This is a genomic window from Phycobacter sedimenti, from assembly GCF_038148855.1.
GTDB classification, from domain to species: domain Bacteria; phylum Pseudomonadota; class Alphaproteobacteria; order Rhodobacterales; family Rhodobacteraceae; genus Phycobacter; species Phycobacter sedimenti.
Map to the genome: position 1 here is coordinate 451395 of NZ_JBBVGR010000001.1, position 15496 is coordinate 466890.

Genomic DNA, 15496 nt, shown 5'->3' on the forward strand with positions numbered 1-15496 from the left:
AGCTGACCGGACCGGTCCCAACCAACGGAACCCTTATTCATGTCCAAATCACCAGACGCCTTCCGCACCATCAGCGAAGTTGCGGAGTGGCTGGGGGTGCAAGCGCATGTATTGCGCTTCTGGGAAAGCAAATTCACCCAGGTGAAGCCCATCAAAAGGGCCGGCGGTCGCAGGTATTATCGCCCCGCCGACATGCTGCTCTTGGGCGGCATTCGCAAACTGCTTCACGACGATGGCATGTCGATCAAGGAAGTTCAGGCCATCCTGCGCGATCTTGGCATCTCACACGTGTCGGAAATGTCCCACAGCCTTGATGCGGCAGGTCCGGGCGAACAGGCCGAAGGCGCAGGCGGCGGCTCAGGGTCGTCATCAGCCGCGCCGCAGGCGCAGACGGCCCAGGCCGAAAGCGGACCGGCCGAAAGCGAACCGGCCGAAAGCGAACCAGCCGCAGAAGACGCGGGTTTCGCCGACAGCGGCGCCCCCGAGGAGATCGAGAACACCGCGTTCATGCAACCGACTTATTCGCAGAACGGGTCCGATCATGGCCCGCTGGATGCGGATCCGTCTCCGGGCGATGCGGTCTTTTCAGCGGACGAGGAGCCCGCTGCCGCGCATCAGGACGAGCCGAGCGGTGCCGTGGAGGATTTTGCGGACGCGCAATCAGACCCCCTGCCCACCCCCGATCCGGTCGGGGAGGAACCGCTCGAGGCAGCCCCGCAAGAGGATCCCGCGCCTGAGGCCGGATTTGAAGACGACGCGCTTCATCCCCAGGACACTGGGGCGCCCGATGCCCCTGTGGAGGCCGGTCTCGAGGCTGCATCCGATCCCGCGCAAGCCGAGGCCAGCCCTGAATCTGCTGAGCCTGAACAGTTCATGATGGATCTCGACAGTCCGGGGCCAATGACTCCAGCTGATGCCCCCGCGCCATCTGCACTGGCCCAGGACCTCGAGAGCACGGCGGCACCTTTCGAAGACTCTGCAGAACTGGACGCCGCTCCTCTCATGGACGCGAACCAGGACGATGCCGCCCCCGCAGAGCTGGACGACGTAGCCCCCCTGTCGCTGGATCCGCAGAACGAGGAGTCTGCGCCACTGGAGCCAACGCCCTTTGAGACGGCTGCCGTGGATGCAGGTTCGGGCGACGATCTGGGTCAGGACCTCGCCGCAACGTCCCTTGGTGCAGATGAGTCGGATTTTGACAGCCCGCAGCTATCCGACGCTCCCCTTTCGCAGGAGGATGAGCCCGCCGAAACAGCGGACCCGACGGCAGAGCTGGAGCCGGGGCTTCCACCGGCTGACGATTTGGCCAGCGACCTGCCACAGGAAGCCTTTGCGCCCTCTTTCGATGCGGCGGCCGACCTTGCAGGTGAACCCGCGCTTGCGGCATCCGAGGATCCTGTCACAGACGGTGCGGCGGAAGCGAAACCGCGAATCATCACCGTCGCGGATGAGGATCTTGCGGCGCAGGTCAGCCTGCGGCCCGGAATTTTCTCCATTCTCTCCCAAACCACCGAAATCCCGCCGCATGTCCACAGCGAAGTGGCCGCCTGCGCTGCCGAGTTGCGCGCCTGGCTGGAGAGTAAATAATTTTCCCAAGCACGGGAAAAACTTGGCAATGCCTCTTGCCCCCGCCGCCAAAACCGGTAGAAAGCGCCTCAGCGGGCTATAGCGCAGCCTGGTAGCGCGTCCGTCTGGGGGACGGAAGGTCGCAGGTTCGAGTCCTGCTAGCCCGACCATACAAAACGCCTGGGTGTTTGCGCACCCGGGCGTTTTGTGTATCTGTAACCGGGGGTTACGGTGTTTGCCCATCGCAGCACACAGGCCCGAGCCCGGCCAGAGGGGAGAGCGGATATGACAGGTGTATTGCCCAGCCAGAGACTGGAAACCATGCTGGAGCGGGGCGAGATCACCCTGACCGAACCACTGGTCCAGGGACAGATCCAGCCCGCCAGCCTTGATCTGCGCCTCGGGCATGTGGCTTACCGCGTGCGGGCCTCCTTCCTGTCGGGCCATGGCAATACGGTGGCTGAGCGCCTGTCGGAATTCGAAATGCATCGCATCGATCTGACCGGCGGCGCGGTTCTTGAAAAAGGCTGCGTCTACGTGGTGCCCCTGATGGAGGGGCTGGCCCTGCCGCAGGATGTCTCGGCCGTCGCCAATGCCAAAAGCTCAACCGGCAGGCTGGACCTTCTGACCCGCACCATCACCGATGGCGGCGAGGAGTTCGACCGGATCAAACCCGGTTACACCGGCCCGCTTTATGCCGAGATCTGCCCGCGATCCTTTTCGGTACTGGTGCGTCCCGGCATGCGGCTCAACCAGATCCGCTTTCGCACCGGTCAGGCCGTCCTGAGCGATCAGGAGCTTGCCGCACTACATGCCCAAAGCCCGCTGGTGGATGGCGAAGCAATGATCGAGGACGGTCTTGGCTTTTCCGTCGATCTCCGGCTTCCGGGCAGCGATCTGGTGGGTTATCGCGCCAAGCCCCACACCGGGGTGATCGATCTGGACCGGATCGGAGAATATGATCCGCAGGACTACTGGGAAGAAGTGCGCACCACCAAGGGGCGCATCATTCTGGACCCTGGCGCTTTCTACATTCTCGTCAGCCGCGAGGCGGTGCATATCCCGCCCGCCTATGCCGCTGAAATGGCGCCCTACCTGGCCATGGTGGGGGAATTCCGGGTGCATTACGCGGGTTTTTTCGATCCCGGTTTCGGCCATGCCCCCGCCGGCGGCTCCGGCTCACGCGGGGTGCTGGAGGTGCGCTGCCACGAGGCGCCCTTCGTGCTGGAACACGGTCAGGTGGTGGGGCGGCTGGTTTATGAGCGTATGGCCGAGGTGCCGCAGCAGCTATATGGCGCGGGCATTGCCTCCAACTATCAGGGCCAGGGGCTGAAACTGTCCAAACACTTCAAGACCCCGCAGTAGCCGCGCCAGAGGCCCTGGTCCGTTTCAGCGATTGTCCCGGTTGGCGCGCTTGGCGCGTCGGTCCTGCCGCATGGCGCGGATGCGCTCCCGCTCGGCACGCTCTTCGGCCTCGGCGGGCGTTTCCTGCCTCGGGCCACGTCCCCTGCCCGCAACCGCATTGATCCCGGCATCGACCCCCTTGTTGACCGCCCGCCCGACAAGCCGGCGCAGGATCATGTTGAAGATGGATTCGATGTTCATAAGTAGGCTCCACGTCTGTCAGAATGACGGATAACGCAGGAATGGGACGATTTCTGGGCGCGCCCTCAGCTCTCGAACAGCTCTGGCTGATCGCCCGCCTCGTCGTCGCCCGCATCCTCGCTCCCCTGTCCCAGGGGGAAGCTGCCCGGCGGCGGGCGGCTTTCCAGGAGGCCCGCAGCACGCAGTTCCTTGAGCCCCGGAAGGTCGCGCGCGCTTTCAAGGCCGAAGTGATCGAGAAACACGGGCGTCACCACAAATGTCACGGGGCGGCCCGGTGTCATCCGGCGACGGCCAAGGCGGATCCACTCCATCTCAAGCAGCTGGTCGATGGTGCCACGCGACACCGACACGCCGCGGATTTCCTCGATCTCGGCACGGGTTACCGGCTGGTGATAGGCGATAATGGCCAGGGTTTCGATCGCGGCGCGGCTCAGCTTGCGGGTCTCGACAACCTCTTTCTGCATAAGAAAGCCAAGGTCAGGCGCGGTGCGGATCGCCCAGGACTCCCCCACGCGCACCACCCGCACGCCGCGCCCCTCATAGCGTTTGCGCAGGTATTCCAATGCCTCGCCCGGATTGCAGCCATGGGGCATGCGCGCTTCCAGATCGCGGATCGTCACCGGCTCGGTGCTGGCGAACAGCACCGCTTCGACCATCCGCTCCTGTTCGGCCATGGGCGGGGCTTCGAACAGGCTATCGGAGCCTTCGGTCTCTGGATTACTGAAATCTTCCATCAGGTGTCCCCATTGAGATGGCGCAACTGGATCGGCGCAAAGATCTCGCTCTGGCGCAGTTCCACCCGGCCTTCCTTCACCAGCTGCAACGAGGCGGCAAAGGTCGCCGCCGTGGCCGAGCGGCGTTTGACCGGATCGCTGTGCCAGCCGTCCGGCAGGTAGCTGAGCATGTCGGTCCAGCTGCCGGTAAATCCGATGAGGCCGCGCATACGCTCAAGTGCCTCTTCCATCGTGTAGACCGAGTCGCGATCCATCACGAAGGGGCGGAAATCGTCCCGCGTGCGGATGCGTGCATAGCCCTGCATCAGGTCCAGTAGGTTCGCACTGTAGGTCACCGTGCGGATCCGTTCCACCGTTTCGCTTTGACCGCGGGCAAAGAAATCACGGCCCAGCTGATCGCGCCCCATAAGGCGCGCGGCAGCATCCCGCATCGCCTGCAGCCGCTCCAGCTGGAAGGCCAGATGCGCCGCGAGCTCTTCACCCGACGGTCCTTCCTCTTCGGGGTCGGGCGGCAGCAGCAGGCGCGATTTCAGAAAGGCAAGCCAGGCTGCCATCACCAGGTAGTCGGCAGCCAGTTCAATCCGCAGCTCCTTGGCGCGTTCCACAAAGGAGAGGTACTGCCGCGCCAGTTCCAGCACCGAAATCCGCCGCAGGTCCACCTTTTGCGTGCGCGACAGCATGAGCAGAAGGTCGAGCGGCCCCTCATAGCCGTCGACATCGACAATCAGCGCTTCGGCGGCCAGACGGTCTTCGACCGACGGCTCATCCGGTTCCGGAAACAGGGTATCTTCAGACATAGACCTTTCCGCCCATCAGGGCAGCAAGTTCGGCCTCGGCGGCCTCCATGTCAAGCGGCACAGGGGGTTTGCGCGCCTCAACGGCCTTTTCGGCGCGCTTTTGCCCGGTTTCATCCAGACGCCCGGCGGCCTCGGCCACGGCAGCACGCGTGGGCAGGTCAGCATTGCACAGAAGGACGATATCACATCCTGCGGCCCGCGATTGCTGCGCGATGTCCTGCGGCGCACCGGCAAGGGCTTTCATCGAGATGTCATCGGTCATGATCAGCCCGTCAAAGCCGATCTGTCGGCGGATCACCTCCATCGCCGCAGGCGACAGGGTTGCAGGGCGCGCGTCCAGCGCTTCGAATACGATATGAGCCGTCATCGCCATGGGCAGATCGTTCAGGGCGCGGAACGGGGCAAAATCGGTTTCTTGCAGCTCGGCCAAAGGGGTGGTCACATGGGGCAGGTCGTGATGGCTGTCCGCTACTGCGCGACCATGGCCGGGAATGTGCTTCAGCACCGGCACCACGCCGCCGTCAAGATGCCCCTCGGCCACCGCACGGGAGATTTCAGCGACCTCTGCCGCAGTCTCGCCATAGCAGCGGTTCTTCAGAAAAGGATGGGTATCCGCCCCGGCGATATCTGCAAGCGGCGCACAGTTGCTGTCGATGCCGAGGGCGCGCAGCTCGTGCGAGATGAGGCGATAGCGCAGGTACATGGCGCGTGCTGCGTCCTTGCCCGCCTGCGTGGCATGGTCGAAGGGCGCCCCCCACTCGCGCGCCAAGGGGGCGCGCAGGCGCTGCACACGCCCGCCTTCCTGGTCGATGGTGATCAGACAGTCGCGCCCCACCGCCTCGCGCATATCATCGCAAAGGGCGCGGATCTGCTCGGGCGTATCGATATTGCGGGCAAACAGAATGAAGCCGAAGGGATCCGCGTCCCGAAACAGCGCCTTTTCATCCGCTGTCAGACGCAGCCCCGTCGCATCCAGGATGGTCGCGCCAAAGCCGCTCATCGGGTGGTGACTGGGATACAATCCGCATTGCCCGCCACAAGGGCCGAGCAGAAGCGCCGCGCATCGGACAGGCCGTCAAAGCCCATGGCCCGCAAACGGTAGAAGGTGCGGCCACCGCTTTCGGCGCGCTGGATCACCCGTTTCTTGTCAGCCAGGTAGTCCTCGAACTGGGCATAGATGCGGTCCCATTCGGCACGGGCCACCTCGGCGCTTTCGTAGGCGCCAAGCTGCGCCAGCCGGGTGCCTGTCGGCAGGCTGTCTGCAGAGACCTCAAGCACCGTGGCGCTGGTTGCGGCAACAGCGGGGGCCTTGGCGGGGGTGAACCGGGCCGGGCGAATGCTCGGACGCAGGGAAACCTTCACCCCCGGCGCCTTGAGCAGGGCCGCAGAGGGTTGCGGGGCGGATGCCACAGCCGCAATTTCAACGGGCTTGAGCGGCGCCGGCTGCACGATCACCGGCGCAGAGGCCGACACAGGCACCTCGGTCGCCGCGCCCGGCTTGCCTGCAGCACTCAGCGCTTCAAGCGGTGCCACCCCATCGGTCAGCTCGGCCACGAGGGCGTCGATGTCATCACTTTGATAGGTCGCCTTGGTGCCCTCGGAGACCACTTCGCCCTGCGGCTGGGCCTGATCTGCCCTGTCCTGTTCCACCAGTTGGGCCAGTTCCGACATCGGCCGGTCGTCCTCTGTCAGCTCGATCGGCTGCGGCGCCAGCACCAGACGGTCGGCGGGATCCTCGGCACTTCCCGTGGCGGCCACCGCATTGACGGCAAGGCCCTGATGATCAGCGGGACGGCCGCCCGGATTCTCGGGTTGAATCCGCATCGGCCCCTCGACCGCGCGCACGACAGGCACGCCACTCACATCACGCATCACCAGCTTGTAGCCCCAGACGCCGATGCCAACGACGAGCGCCAGGGACGCCACGGCCCCCAGAACGCCTGCCAGGCGACCAAAGCGGCCCTGCCCGGCTTCTTCAAACTCATCGACACCATCGTATCCATAGTCATCCGCGCCGTAGGTATCGGCCTGTGACGGATCAAAGCCCCCGTAGCCCTGCGATGCGGGCTCGACCTCGGGCGCAGCATAATGAGACTGCGTCTGCACGAAAGACTGATGCGCGGGAGCCGACAGCGGGGGCTCGGGCGCCACAAAGGTTTGCCGCTGATAGTGAACACCGCCCGAAGCCGCGCCCTGGGCGACTCCGCTCTGGTCATAGGTCTGGCGGGCGCCAGCCTGCGTAAAATACGCCATTATCCGCCTCACTGCCCATTTGACGCAGCGCATCAGGGGCGCTGCGTGTCAGGGTCTCTTGAACTGCCTCGTTCCGGCGGCCTGTGCGTGTTTTTTATCGCATCTCTTCCGCCGGGGTCACGCCTAGAATACCAAGACCTGCGGAAATGACAATGGAAACGGCCCGCGCAAGCGCCAAATTGGCATGTGTTGCCGTTTGGCTGCTCTCATTAACAAATCGTAAACCTTTGTCACTTTTCCCAAGGTGGTAGAGCCCGTGCAGATCCGAGGCCAGATCGTAGAGATAAAAGGCGATGCGGTGCGGCTCGTTGCTGCGGGCGGCGATCTCGACCAGACGGGGCCATTCGGCCAGCTTGCGCGCCACCGTCTGTTGCGCCGGATCGGCCAGCAATGACAGATCCGCGCCCTTCAATGTAGCGTCATCGGTTGCAATGCCAGCCTCCTGCGCCTTGCGCAGGGTCGAACAGATGCGGGCATTGGCGTATTGCACGTAAAAGACGGGGTTGTCCTTGGACTGCTCCAGCGCCTTGTCGAGATCGAAATCGAAGCCCTGATCGTTCTTGCGTGTGAGCAGCATGAAGCGGGTCACATCCGGGCCAACGGCCTCGACCACATCGCGCAGGGTCACGAATGTCCCTGCCCGCTTGGACATCTTGAATTCCTGACCGTCCTTGAACAGCTTCACCAGCTGGCACAGCTTGATGTCCAGCGGCACCTTGCCGTCGGACAGCGCCGAAACCGCCGCCTTCATGCGTTTGACATAGCCGCCGTGGTCGGCGCCGAAGATGTCGATCAGCATGTCAAAGCCGCGGCTCACCTTGTCAAAGTGGTAGGCGATGTCGGGCGCGAAATAGGTCCAGGAGCCGTCGGATTTCTTCACCGGGCGATCCACGTCATCACCGTGTTCGGTGGATTTGAACAGCGTCTGCTCGCGCGGCTCCCAATCATCGGGCTTCTTGCCCTTGGGCGGCTCCAGCACGCCCTGATAGATCAGACCCTTGGCATCAAGGCTTTCCAGAGCCGCCTCGATACGGCCCGTGCCATAAAGGGATTTCTCCGAAAAGAAGACGTCCATTTCGATGCCAAGAAGTTTCAGATCCTCGCGGATGAGATCCATCATCGCATCGGTGGCGAAATCGCGCACCTCCTCAAGCCAGACCTCTTCACCCTTGCCGACATAGGCATCGCCCACCTTGGCCTTCAGCGCCTCGCCCACCTCGATCAGATAGTCGCCGGGATAGGTGCCGTCCTCAAAGGCGACCTCCTGCCCGTGTGCCTCAAGGTAGCGCAGGTAGACCGAGCGGGCCAGCACATCGACCTGCCCGCCGCCATCGTTGATATAATACTCGCGGGTGACGTCATAGCCCGCATAGGCCAGAAGGGAGGCCAGCGCATCGCCGAAGACCGCGCCGCGGGTGTGACCGACGTGAAGGGGGCCGGTCGGGTTGGCCGAGACATATTCCACGTTGACCCGCTTGCCCGCGCCCATGTCCGAGCGACCATACGACAGGCCGCTTTCCAGCACCGAGGCCAGCACGCCCTGCCAGACCCCTTCTGCCAGACGCAGGTTCAGGAAGCCGGGACCTGCGACCTCGGCTGAGGTGATGCGCGCGTCTTTTGCCAGATGAGCAGCCAGCGCCTCGGCGATGTCGCGGGGTTGTGCCTTGGCCGGTTTGGCCAGCACCATGGCGGCATTGGTGGCCATATCCCCATGGAGCGGATCGCGGGGCGGTTCCACCGCGACATTCTCAAAGGAAAGCCCCTCGGGCAGGATGCCTTCGGCGGTGAGCGCATCAAGGCTGTCGATCACGAGCGAGCGGATATCGGAAAAGAGGTTCATATCGGGCGTCCTATTGGTTTGCTTAGCGGATACCCACGCCCGCGCGCCCGGTCAACCAGATCGCGCAGCGCAGCGGTCCTGAGCGCAGGGTTTTGAGGCCCATACAAGCCCCTGCGGCCCGCCCCGCCCGTGCACCGCGCTCAGGAGGAGGAAGGTTTACCAAGGATCAGCTGCTCGTGCAGTTGCAGCGCAAAGCGATCCGTCATCCCCGCGATATAATCCGACACCAGCCGGGCAAGGGCTGTCCGGTTTGCGGCCAGACGGATTTCCGCGTGCCAGCGCTCCGGCATTTCCATCGGGTTTTCCAGAAAGAACGGAAACAGCGCCTCGACCACGCGGGACACCTCGGCACGTTTTTCCATCACCTTTGGTGCCCGGTACATGCGCTGAAACAGGAAAGACCGGATATCCTGCAGATCCAGCCACAGCCCATCGGAAAAGGCAATCACGGGCGCATCCAGCGCGCGCACATCCTCGACCGACCGAACGCCCGCCTCCTCCAGCCGCTCACGCGAGGTCTCGATCACATCCTCGACCATCACGCCAAAGACGCGGCGCAAAGCCTCGTGGCGACGGCGGTTCTTCTCGAGGCCCGGATAGCGCAGATCCACATCGCGATAGGCGGAACTGACGATGGGGAGCCGCGCCACCTCGGCGTCAGAGAACAGGCCCGCGCGCAAACCGTCGTGCAGATCGTGGTTGTTGTAGGCGATATCATCCGCCAAAGCCGCCACCTGCGCCTCGGCGCTGGCGTGGGTGTGCAGCTCGAGGTCCATCTGGGCGTTGAATTCCGCCAGGGCCCAGGGCAGCTGGCCCTTGACCGGTCCGTTGTGTTTGGCAATTGCCTCCAGCGTCTCCCAGGTCAGGTTCAGACCGTCGAAATTGGCGTAGTGACGTTCAAGGCTGGTGACGATGCGGATCGCCTGCGCGTTATGGTCGAAGCCGCCATAAGGCCCCATCAGCATATGCAGCGCATCCTCGCCGGTGTGGCCAAAGGGCGTGTGGCCAAGATCATGGGCCAGCGCCACCGCCTCGGTCAGCTCCTGATTGAGACCCAGGGCGCCGGCGATGGTCCTGGCAACCTGCGCCACCTCGATCGAATGGGTCAGCCGGGTGCGGTAGTTGTCGCCCTCATGCTCCACGAAGACCTGTGTCTTGTGCTTGAGCCTGCGAAAGGCGCTGGCGTGAATGATGCGATCCCTGTCGCGCTGAAAGGGAGATCGGAAGTAGCTTTCTTCCTCGGCAACCAGACGACCGCGGCTTTTTTCCGGCATCGTGGCAAAAGGTGCGTTCATTCCTGATCTTTATCCTTGTGCAAATCTTGCCGCCCGCCCCCGTCGTTTCTATATAGATCGTAGCATGCTGCAACCTGCATTTGGGAGAGATTTAGATGCAATTGCCCCCAAAAGTAACCGAACGCGCCTTTGCGCGCCTCGCCGAGATCGGTGCCGCAGGTCAGGGTCAGGCCCTGCGTGTGGCCGTCGAAGGCGGCGGCTGTTCGGGTTTTCAGTATGAGATCGCCCTCGACACCCCAAAGGACGACGACCTCGTGCTGGAAGGTAGCGGCGAGAAGGTCGTGGTCGACGCGGTCTCATTGCCGTTCCTGGAAAACGCCGTGATCGATTTCACCGAAGAGCTGATCGGCGCGCGTTTCACCATCGACAACCCCAATGCGACCTCCAGCTGCGGCTGCGGCACATCCTTTTCCATGTAAGGCCCGCTCTGGCGCTGCCGGTCGGGCGGGATGTCGCCCGACATCAGCAGACGGTCAGGGATCCGATTGCAGAATGCCCCCCCGGCCAAGCATGGTGCGGCCAAAGCCAAACTGGTCGCGGACCAAGAACAGCCCCGAAGCCATGATTGCCGCCGCGCCGATCCAGGCCTCGGGGCGCACGGCCTCTCCAAAGACCAGGGCGCCGATGGCAACCATCCAGACGAACTGAAGGTTCATCAGCGGCGTCACGGCATAGGACGGCAGCAGGCGCAGGGCCGCCACCAGCAGCCAGCGCGCGCCGAACAGGGCCACGGCATAGCTGATCGCCCACAGCACATCGGCCAAGGGCATGGGTTGCCAGACAAAGGGCAGCACCGGCAGCATGATCATGCACAGCGCGAGGTTGGGATAAAACACCTGCGCCAGCACGTTGCTTTCATAGCGCCCGATGTACCGCGACAGGGTGATCGAGAATGTGCCCAGAACCGAGGCCGCCAGCGCCACGCCATGCCCGCCAGAGAGCGCCGCAATCCCGCCAGGGAAGACACAGATCACTCCGGCAAAGCCAACCGCCAGCGCAACCCAGGCGACCCTGCGCACCCTCTCCCCCAGGATCGGCCCAGACATCAGGCCGGCGAGGAGCGGCATCAAGCCGATGAACACAAAGACCTCGGCAAAGGGCAGCAGACGGAAGGCATAGAAGAAACAGACCGCTGCCAGGACCGTCGCAGCGGACCGCAAGCCCATGGCCCAGATGCAGCTGGTGCGCAGACCCTGGACAAGCGCGGCGCGCATCCGCCCCGAACCGCGCTCCCCCAGGACGCAGCTAAGGGCGCAGAGGCCGGCCACCAGCGCCCCGGACAGGACATAAAGCTGGGCGGGCGCATACTCTCCGGCCAACAGCTTGGTAATCCCGTCCGCCGAGGCGATGAACCCGGTATAGAGGATGACGAGGAGCGCACCGCTCAGGGCCTGTGACGACGACTTCATGCGCGCATGGCTCCGGCAGCCCCGGCCGGATCGCTGCGCACAAAGAGCGCGTAGAACTCGCCAAAGACAGCCGAGCTGGCCTCGGCCTGCTCCAGAATCGCGACCTGCGAGGGGTGCAGACAATCTGCCAGATGATGCTTTGACCGTTCCCAGTCGGCAAACTGCCTTGGGTCTGCCTGAAACAAGGCGCGTGACAGGCTGCGCAGCACACCCTCTCCGCCGGGCTGTCTCAGCAGTGTCGCTCCGCGCGGCAGCCCCCGCGAAAAGCTGCCCGCGCCCGATACGCCCTCCCACCAGTTGCAGACGAAATAGGTATGGTAGTCGTCCGGCTGCCCCGCAAAGCCGCCCTCTGTCACCTCAAAGCCCGCAAGCTGCCGGTCAAGCCAGTCCTGCCAGATTCGCGGCACATCGGCGCCCGCATATGACAGCGCGACAGCCACCTCTGCCAGAAGATCTGCGTCCTGATCCAGAAAGGACACCAGACCCAGATACTCCAGACTCCTGAAAGCCGCCCGGGACAGGCCCGGATCCCGCCGACCGTATTCCGACAGGTAGAATACGATATGGGTCAACTCATAGCCAATCTTCTTGTTTGGCAGGGCAAAGTGATGCGACGCCTCCGTGAAGGCGCGCAAACGCGCGTCCAGCCCCGGCAGGTCGACCTCTACACCACGACGGGCCAGAAGCCGCCGCGCCTCGGCGCGCTGCAGATCGGACAGCTCAGCCCCCGGCAGATCCTGCGCCTTCACCCAATGGGCCAGCGCTTCCCCCTTGCTGGGCGCCGCAAACCCCAGATCCTCAAGGTCCAGACAGATCGAAAGGATGAATCGGTAGTAGGGGCGAAAGAAGCTCATCCGTCGCTCAACCGTGTCGTAGTATTCGGCGTAAGGCGCAAATGCGCCTGCCGGTGCCGCTGCCCCCGTGCATTCAAGGATGTTCAGCAACTCGGCGTTTTCCTTGAGCCAGAACACGCTCTCGGGATCCTGTCGCCCGGTGGCAAAACTTGCGCAGAGGTCGGCAGGCCCCGCGGCCCGCCCCAGGGCCGCCGCACGCATCCGCTGACTGGGAAAGGACAAGAGCTGAGCCGTTGTTGCACCGGTCATCTTGAAAACCTCCTTGACCTCGATCCGAAACCCGCGTGAGAACGCGCCGCCGCGCGCTGAGCGACCGTTTGGGGGCGGCCTCGGGGGAACCCGAAACCACCCCTGTTCGCAAAGCAGCCCTGGCTTAGCTGCCCGAAGAGAACAGGCCTGTCGCCTCGCCCCGCTCGCGGCGCGCTTCGGCGCGCGGCCCAGAGCCGGAGGAGAACAAACCGGTCAGAACACCGCCGGACTGACAGCCGGATGCCATCGGCGCCGAACCGGACGAGAACAGCGAAACCGCTTCGCCGGATGCGGTATCGGCATCGCGGGGAGCGGATCCCGAGCTGAACATCTCGGCACCGCCACCGGACAGCAGATCGGTCGCGGGCGCCGACCCCGAAGAGAACATTTCGACAGCTTCGCCCCCGAACAGGCAGTCTGCCGCGCCCCCTGCGGCCTGAGCGGTGGAAGCGATGTGGTTTTTCTTGAGCAGTGCAGTCATGGAACCCTCCAACGTTTTTGCTTGATTGCCCCATGACGCTGGCACGGAAAAAACGGACTCCAAAACACAAAAATGCAATTTCAGGTTGCTTTTTCAGCACTCCCAACATGAACTTAATTCCGCATATTTTTGTTATATTTCAGTGATTTAATACCATTCACACCTTATTCCCACTGTTATCCACACGGGCAGTATTGCACGGCCCCATCCATCAACTCAAGGTAGATATACACAAAGTCGCAAAACGATCCCCGAGCTCAGGCGGACAAGGCCCGAATCGTTTTGCCCGAACGGTACGCGCTCTTGTCCTGAGAGCCGCTTTGAGGGATAGAACAGCTACGCCGAAACACCGCGCCAGAAGGCCAGCGACACCTGGAGACCGGACATGAAAATCGCCACGTTCAACATCAACGGCATCAAGGCGCGCGCCAAGGCACTGCCCGACTGGCTGGACGAGGCACAACCGGACGTCGCCGTGCTGCAGGAGATCAAGTCGGTGGATGAGGCATTTCCGCGCGAGATCTTCGAAGAGCGCGGCTACAACGTCGAAACCCACGGGCAGAAAAGCTTCAACGGCGTGGCGATCCTGTCCAAGCTGCCGCTTGAGGATGTTCGGCGCGGCCTGCCCGGTTATGACAGTGACGAACAGGCCCGCTGGATCGAGGCAACCGTGGTGGGCAAGCAGGCGATCCGCATCTGCGGGTTGTACCTCCCCAATGGCAACCCGGTGGAGCTGGACGAGAGCGGCACACCGGTGCCGGGCGGAAAATACGCCTACAAGCTGGCCTGGATGGAGCGGCTGCGCACTCGCGCCAAGGACCTCCTGGCCGAGGAAATGCCTGCCTTGATGGCCGGGGACTACAACATCATCCCCCAGCCCGAAGACGCCAAACGCCCCGAGGCCTGGGTCGAGGACGCCCTGCACCGCCCCGAAAGCCGCGCCGCCTTTCAGCGGATCGTGAACCTCGGCTTTACCGAGGCCTTTCGGGCCCGTCATCAGGGGCCGGGGCATTATTCCTTCTGGGACTATCAGGCAGGCGCCTGGAACCGCGACGACGGCATCCGCATCGATCATTTCCTGCTGACGCCCCAGGCAGCGGATCTTCTGCTCGACTGCCAGATCGATCGCGACGTGCGCGGGCGGGAAAAGCCGTCAGACCATGTACCGGTCTGGGTCGAGCTCGACCTCTGAGCGCTCCTCAGAGGGCAGTCACATCGTGGCGGTAGATCCAGTCGAACTGCCCCACCATGCGCCCGGGAGCCAGCCGCCCGCCCAGCTTCAGGATCTGATGCGCGGGCCAGTTGAAGGGCGGACGCAGGTGATATTTCCAGGCATTGCCGTTGGCGGCCGATACAACATTTTGAGCGCGCTCCCGTCGCCGGGACTGATAAAGGGCCAGACCCGCCGCCATATCCGGTGCCTCTGCCAATGAAGCAGACAGTGTCCAGGCATCTTCAAGTGCAAGATTCGCGCCCTGCGCCATGAAGGGCAAGGTCGGGTGCGCCGCATCGCCAAGCAGAGCCAGCGCCTCCCCATGCCAGTTCCGCGCCACCTCATGGCGGAACAACCCCCAGAGCGCCACCTCATCGACCCCGCGCAACAGTTCCCCTGCGATCCCCCCAAAGCCCCCGAAGGCACGGCGCAGGTTCTCCGGGTCATCCCTGTGGGTCCAGCCTTCCTCGGCCCAAGCCTTGCGCTCCTGCGCGGCCACCAGGTTGACGATGGAGCCATCGCGCATCGGGTAGGCCACCAGATGCCGCCCCGGCCCCATGAAGACCTGCGCCTCCGGCCCCAAGCCGACCGCATTGGGCACAATGGCCCGCCAGGCCACCTGTCCCGTGAAGAACGGGGCTGCGGGACCATTGAGCGCCGCGCGCAGGCGGGAATGCAGGCCATCCGCGCCCACCACCAGATCGCCACCGCAGCGCGCGCCATTGGCCAGGTGCACCGTGGGCTGCGCGCCGGTCTCGACGCGCTCCACCTTTTGCAGAAGGCGTACCTTCACGCCTGCGCGCCGGGCCGCATCGGCGAGGATGCCGATGAGGTCAGAACGGTGCACGAAGTAATAGCGCAGATCAGGCGCATATTGCTCCAGATCGAGGCGCAGCACCTCGTCGCTGCGGGCATGACTGCGCAGAACCACGGCACGCGCGCGCTGGGAACACCACGCAAGCTCCTCGGCCAGATCCAGCGCCTTCAGCACCGCCAGCCCGTTTGGAGTGACCTGCAGACCCGCGCCCACCTCGGAGATCGCCTCGGCCTGTTCCAGCACCGTCACGCGCGCGCCCAACCTGCGCAGCGCGATTGCCGCCGTCAGCCCGCCGATTCCGGCGCCAATGATGGTGATTGATTTGTCTTTGAGTTCCATGCCGGCCTGCAGATTCTCCGCTTGGCCCTTCCCTTAAACGAAAA

15 protein-coding genes and 1 tRNA gene are annotated in these 15496 nt (G+C 63.8%); 5 read left to right on the forward strand and 11 right to left on the reverse strand.

Features of this window, described 5'->3' with window-relative positions:
- The first annotated feature begins 39 nt into the window (after window positions 1-39).
- The 3 genes from AADA15_RS02105 to AADA15_RS02115 all read left to right on the forward strand — a co-directional run bounded on the left by AADA15_RS02105 (window position 40) and on the right by AADA15_RS02115 (window position 2931).
- Window positions 40-1587 (forward strand): MerR family transcriptional regulator, encoded by a 1548-nt coding sequence (locus AADA15_RS02105; protein ID WP_341639889.1) that lies wholly within the window; start codon window positions 40-42, stop codon window positions 1585-1587.
- 72 nt (window positions 1588-1659) lie between these two features.
- A tRNA-Pro gene (locus AADA15_RS02110) sits at window positions 1660-1736 on the forward strand.
- Window positions 1737-1851: 115 nt separating this feature from the next.
- Entirely contained in the window at window positions 1852-2931 is a 1080-nt protein-coding gene (locus tag AADA15_RS02115; RefSeq protein WP_341639890.1) for a 2'-deoxycytidine 5'-triphosphate deaminase, read from the forward strand.
- A 24-nt stretch (window positions 2932-2955) separates the two neighbouring features.
- On the opposite strand, the gene AADA15_RS02120 is transcribed toward AADA15_RS02115, so the two are convergent.
- The 7 genes from AADA15_RS02120 to AADA15_RS02150 all read right to left on the reverse strand — a co-directional run bounded on the left by AADA15_RS02120 (window position 2956) and on the right by AADA15_RS02150 (window position 10090).
- On the reverse strand, window positions 2956-3171 hold the full coding sequence (locus tag AADA15_RS02120; RefSeq protein WP_341639891.1) for a hypothetical protein: 216 nt from the start codon (window positions 3169-3171) through the stop codon (window positions 2956-2958).
- A gap of 65 nt (window positions 3172-3236) precedes the next feature.
- Window positions 3237-3905 carry an SMC-Scp complex subunit ScpB gene (scpB, locus tag AADA15_RS02125; protein ID WP_341639892.1) on the reverse strand — a complete coding sequence of 223 codons (669 nt, stop codon included), beginning with the start codon at window positions 3903-3905 and terminating at the stop codon, window positions 3237-3239.
- Window positions 3905-4702, reverse strand: a complete 798-nt coding sequence (locus tag AADA15_RS02130; RefSeq protein WP_341639893.1) for a segregation and condensation protein A — start codon at window positions 4700-4702, stop codon at window positions 3905-3907. The genes scpB and AADA15_RS02130 overlap by 1 nt, the downstream gene beginning before the upstream one ends.
- Window positions 4695-5702 carry a beta-N-acetylhexosaminidase gene (nagZ, locus tag AADA15_RS02135; protein WP_341639894.1) on the reverse strand — a complete coding sequence of 336 codons (1008 nt, stop codon included), beginning with the start codon at window positions 5700-5702 and terminating at the stop codon, window positions 4695-4697. The genes AADA15_RS02130 and nagZ overlap by 8 nt, the downstream gene beginning before the upstream one ends.
- Window positions 5699-6955: an SPOR domain-containing protein gene (locus AADA15_RS02140; protein WP_341639895.1), complete on the reverse strand. Its 1257-nt coding sequence runs from the start codon at window positions 6953-6955 to the stop codon at window positions 5699-5701. Before AADA15_RS02140 ends, nagZ begins: the two co-directional genes overlap by 4 nt.
- 94 nt (window positions 6956-7049) lie before the next feature.
- Window positions 7050-8795 (reverse strand): arginine--tRNA ligase, encoded by a 1746-nt coding sequence (gene argS / locus AADA15_RS02145; RefSeq protein WP_341639896.1) that lies wholly within the window; start codon window positions 8793-8795, stop codon window positions 7050-7052.
- Window positions 8796-8935: 140 nt separating this feature from the next.
- Window positions 8936-10090 carry a deoxyguanosinetriphosphate triphosphohydrolase gene (locus AADA15_RS02150; protein WP_341639897.1) on the reverse strand — a complete coding sequence of 385 codons (1155 nt, stop codon included), beginning with the start codon at window positions 10088-10090 and terminating at the stop codon, window positions 8936-8938.
- Between the two features lie 95 nt (window positions 10091-10185).
- Here AADA15_RS02150 and AADA15_RS02155 point away from each other — a divergent pair, with 95 nt between their 5' ends.
- Window positions 10186-10509, forward strand: a complete 324-nt coding sequence (locus AADA15_RS02155) for a HesB/IscA family protein (protein WP_341639898.1) — start codon at window positions 10186-10188, stop codon at window positions 10507-10509.
- A gap of 54 nt (window positions 10510-10563) precedes the next feature.
- Here the strand turns inward: AADA15_RS02155 and AADA15_RS02160 are convergent, their stop codons facing one another.
- From AADA15_RS02160 to AADA15_RS02170, 3 genes are all read right to left on the reverse strand, one after another.
- Entirely contained in the window at window positions 10564-11499 is a 936-nt protein-coding gene (locus AADA15_RS02160) for a DMT family transporter (RefSeq protein WP_341639899.1), read from the reverse strand.
- Window positions 11496-12602 carry a DUF6902 family protein gene (locus tag AADA15_RS02165; protein WP_341639900.1) on the reverse strand — a complete coding sequence of 369 codons (1107 nt, stop codon included), beginning with the start codon at window positions 12600-12602 and terminating at the stop codon, window positions 11496-11498. Before AADA15_RS02165 ends, AADA15_RS02160 begins: the two co-directional genes overlap by 4 nt.
- A gap of 124 nt (window positions 12603-12726) precedes the next feature.
- Window positions 12727-13083, reverse strand: coding sequence for a hypothetical protein (locus tag AADA15_RS02170; RefSeq protein ID WP_341639901.1), 357 nt, complete (start codon window positions 13081-13083; stop codon window positions 12727-12729).
- Window positions 13084-13468: 385 nt separating this feature from the next.
- On the opposite strand from AADA15_RS02170, the gene xth reads away from it, so the two are divergent.
- On the forward strand, window positions 13469-14275 hold the full coding sequence (gene xth / locus AADA15_RS02175; RefSeq protein ID WP_341639902.1) for an exodeoxyribonuclease III: 807 nt from the start codon (window positions 13469-13471) through the stop codon (window positions 14273-14275).
- 7 nt (window positions 14276-14282) lie between these two features.
- Here xth and AADA15_RS02180 read toward each other — a convergent pair whose 3' ends face one another.
- Window positions 14283-15452 (reverse strand): FAD-dependent monooxygenase, encoded by a 1170-nt coding sequence (locus AADA15_RS02180; protein WP_341639903.1) that lies wholly within the window; start codon window positions 15450-15452, stop codon window positions 14283-14285.
- Window positions 15453-15496 lie beyond the last annotated feature (44 nt).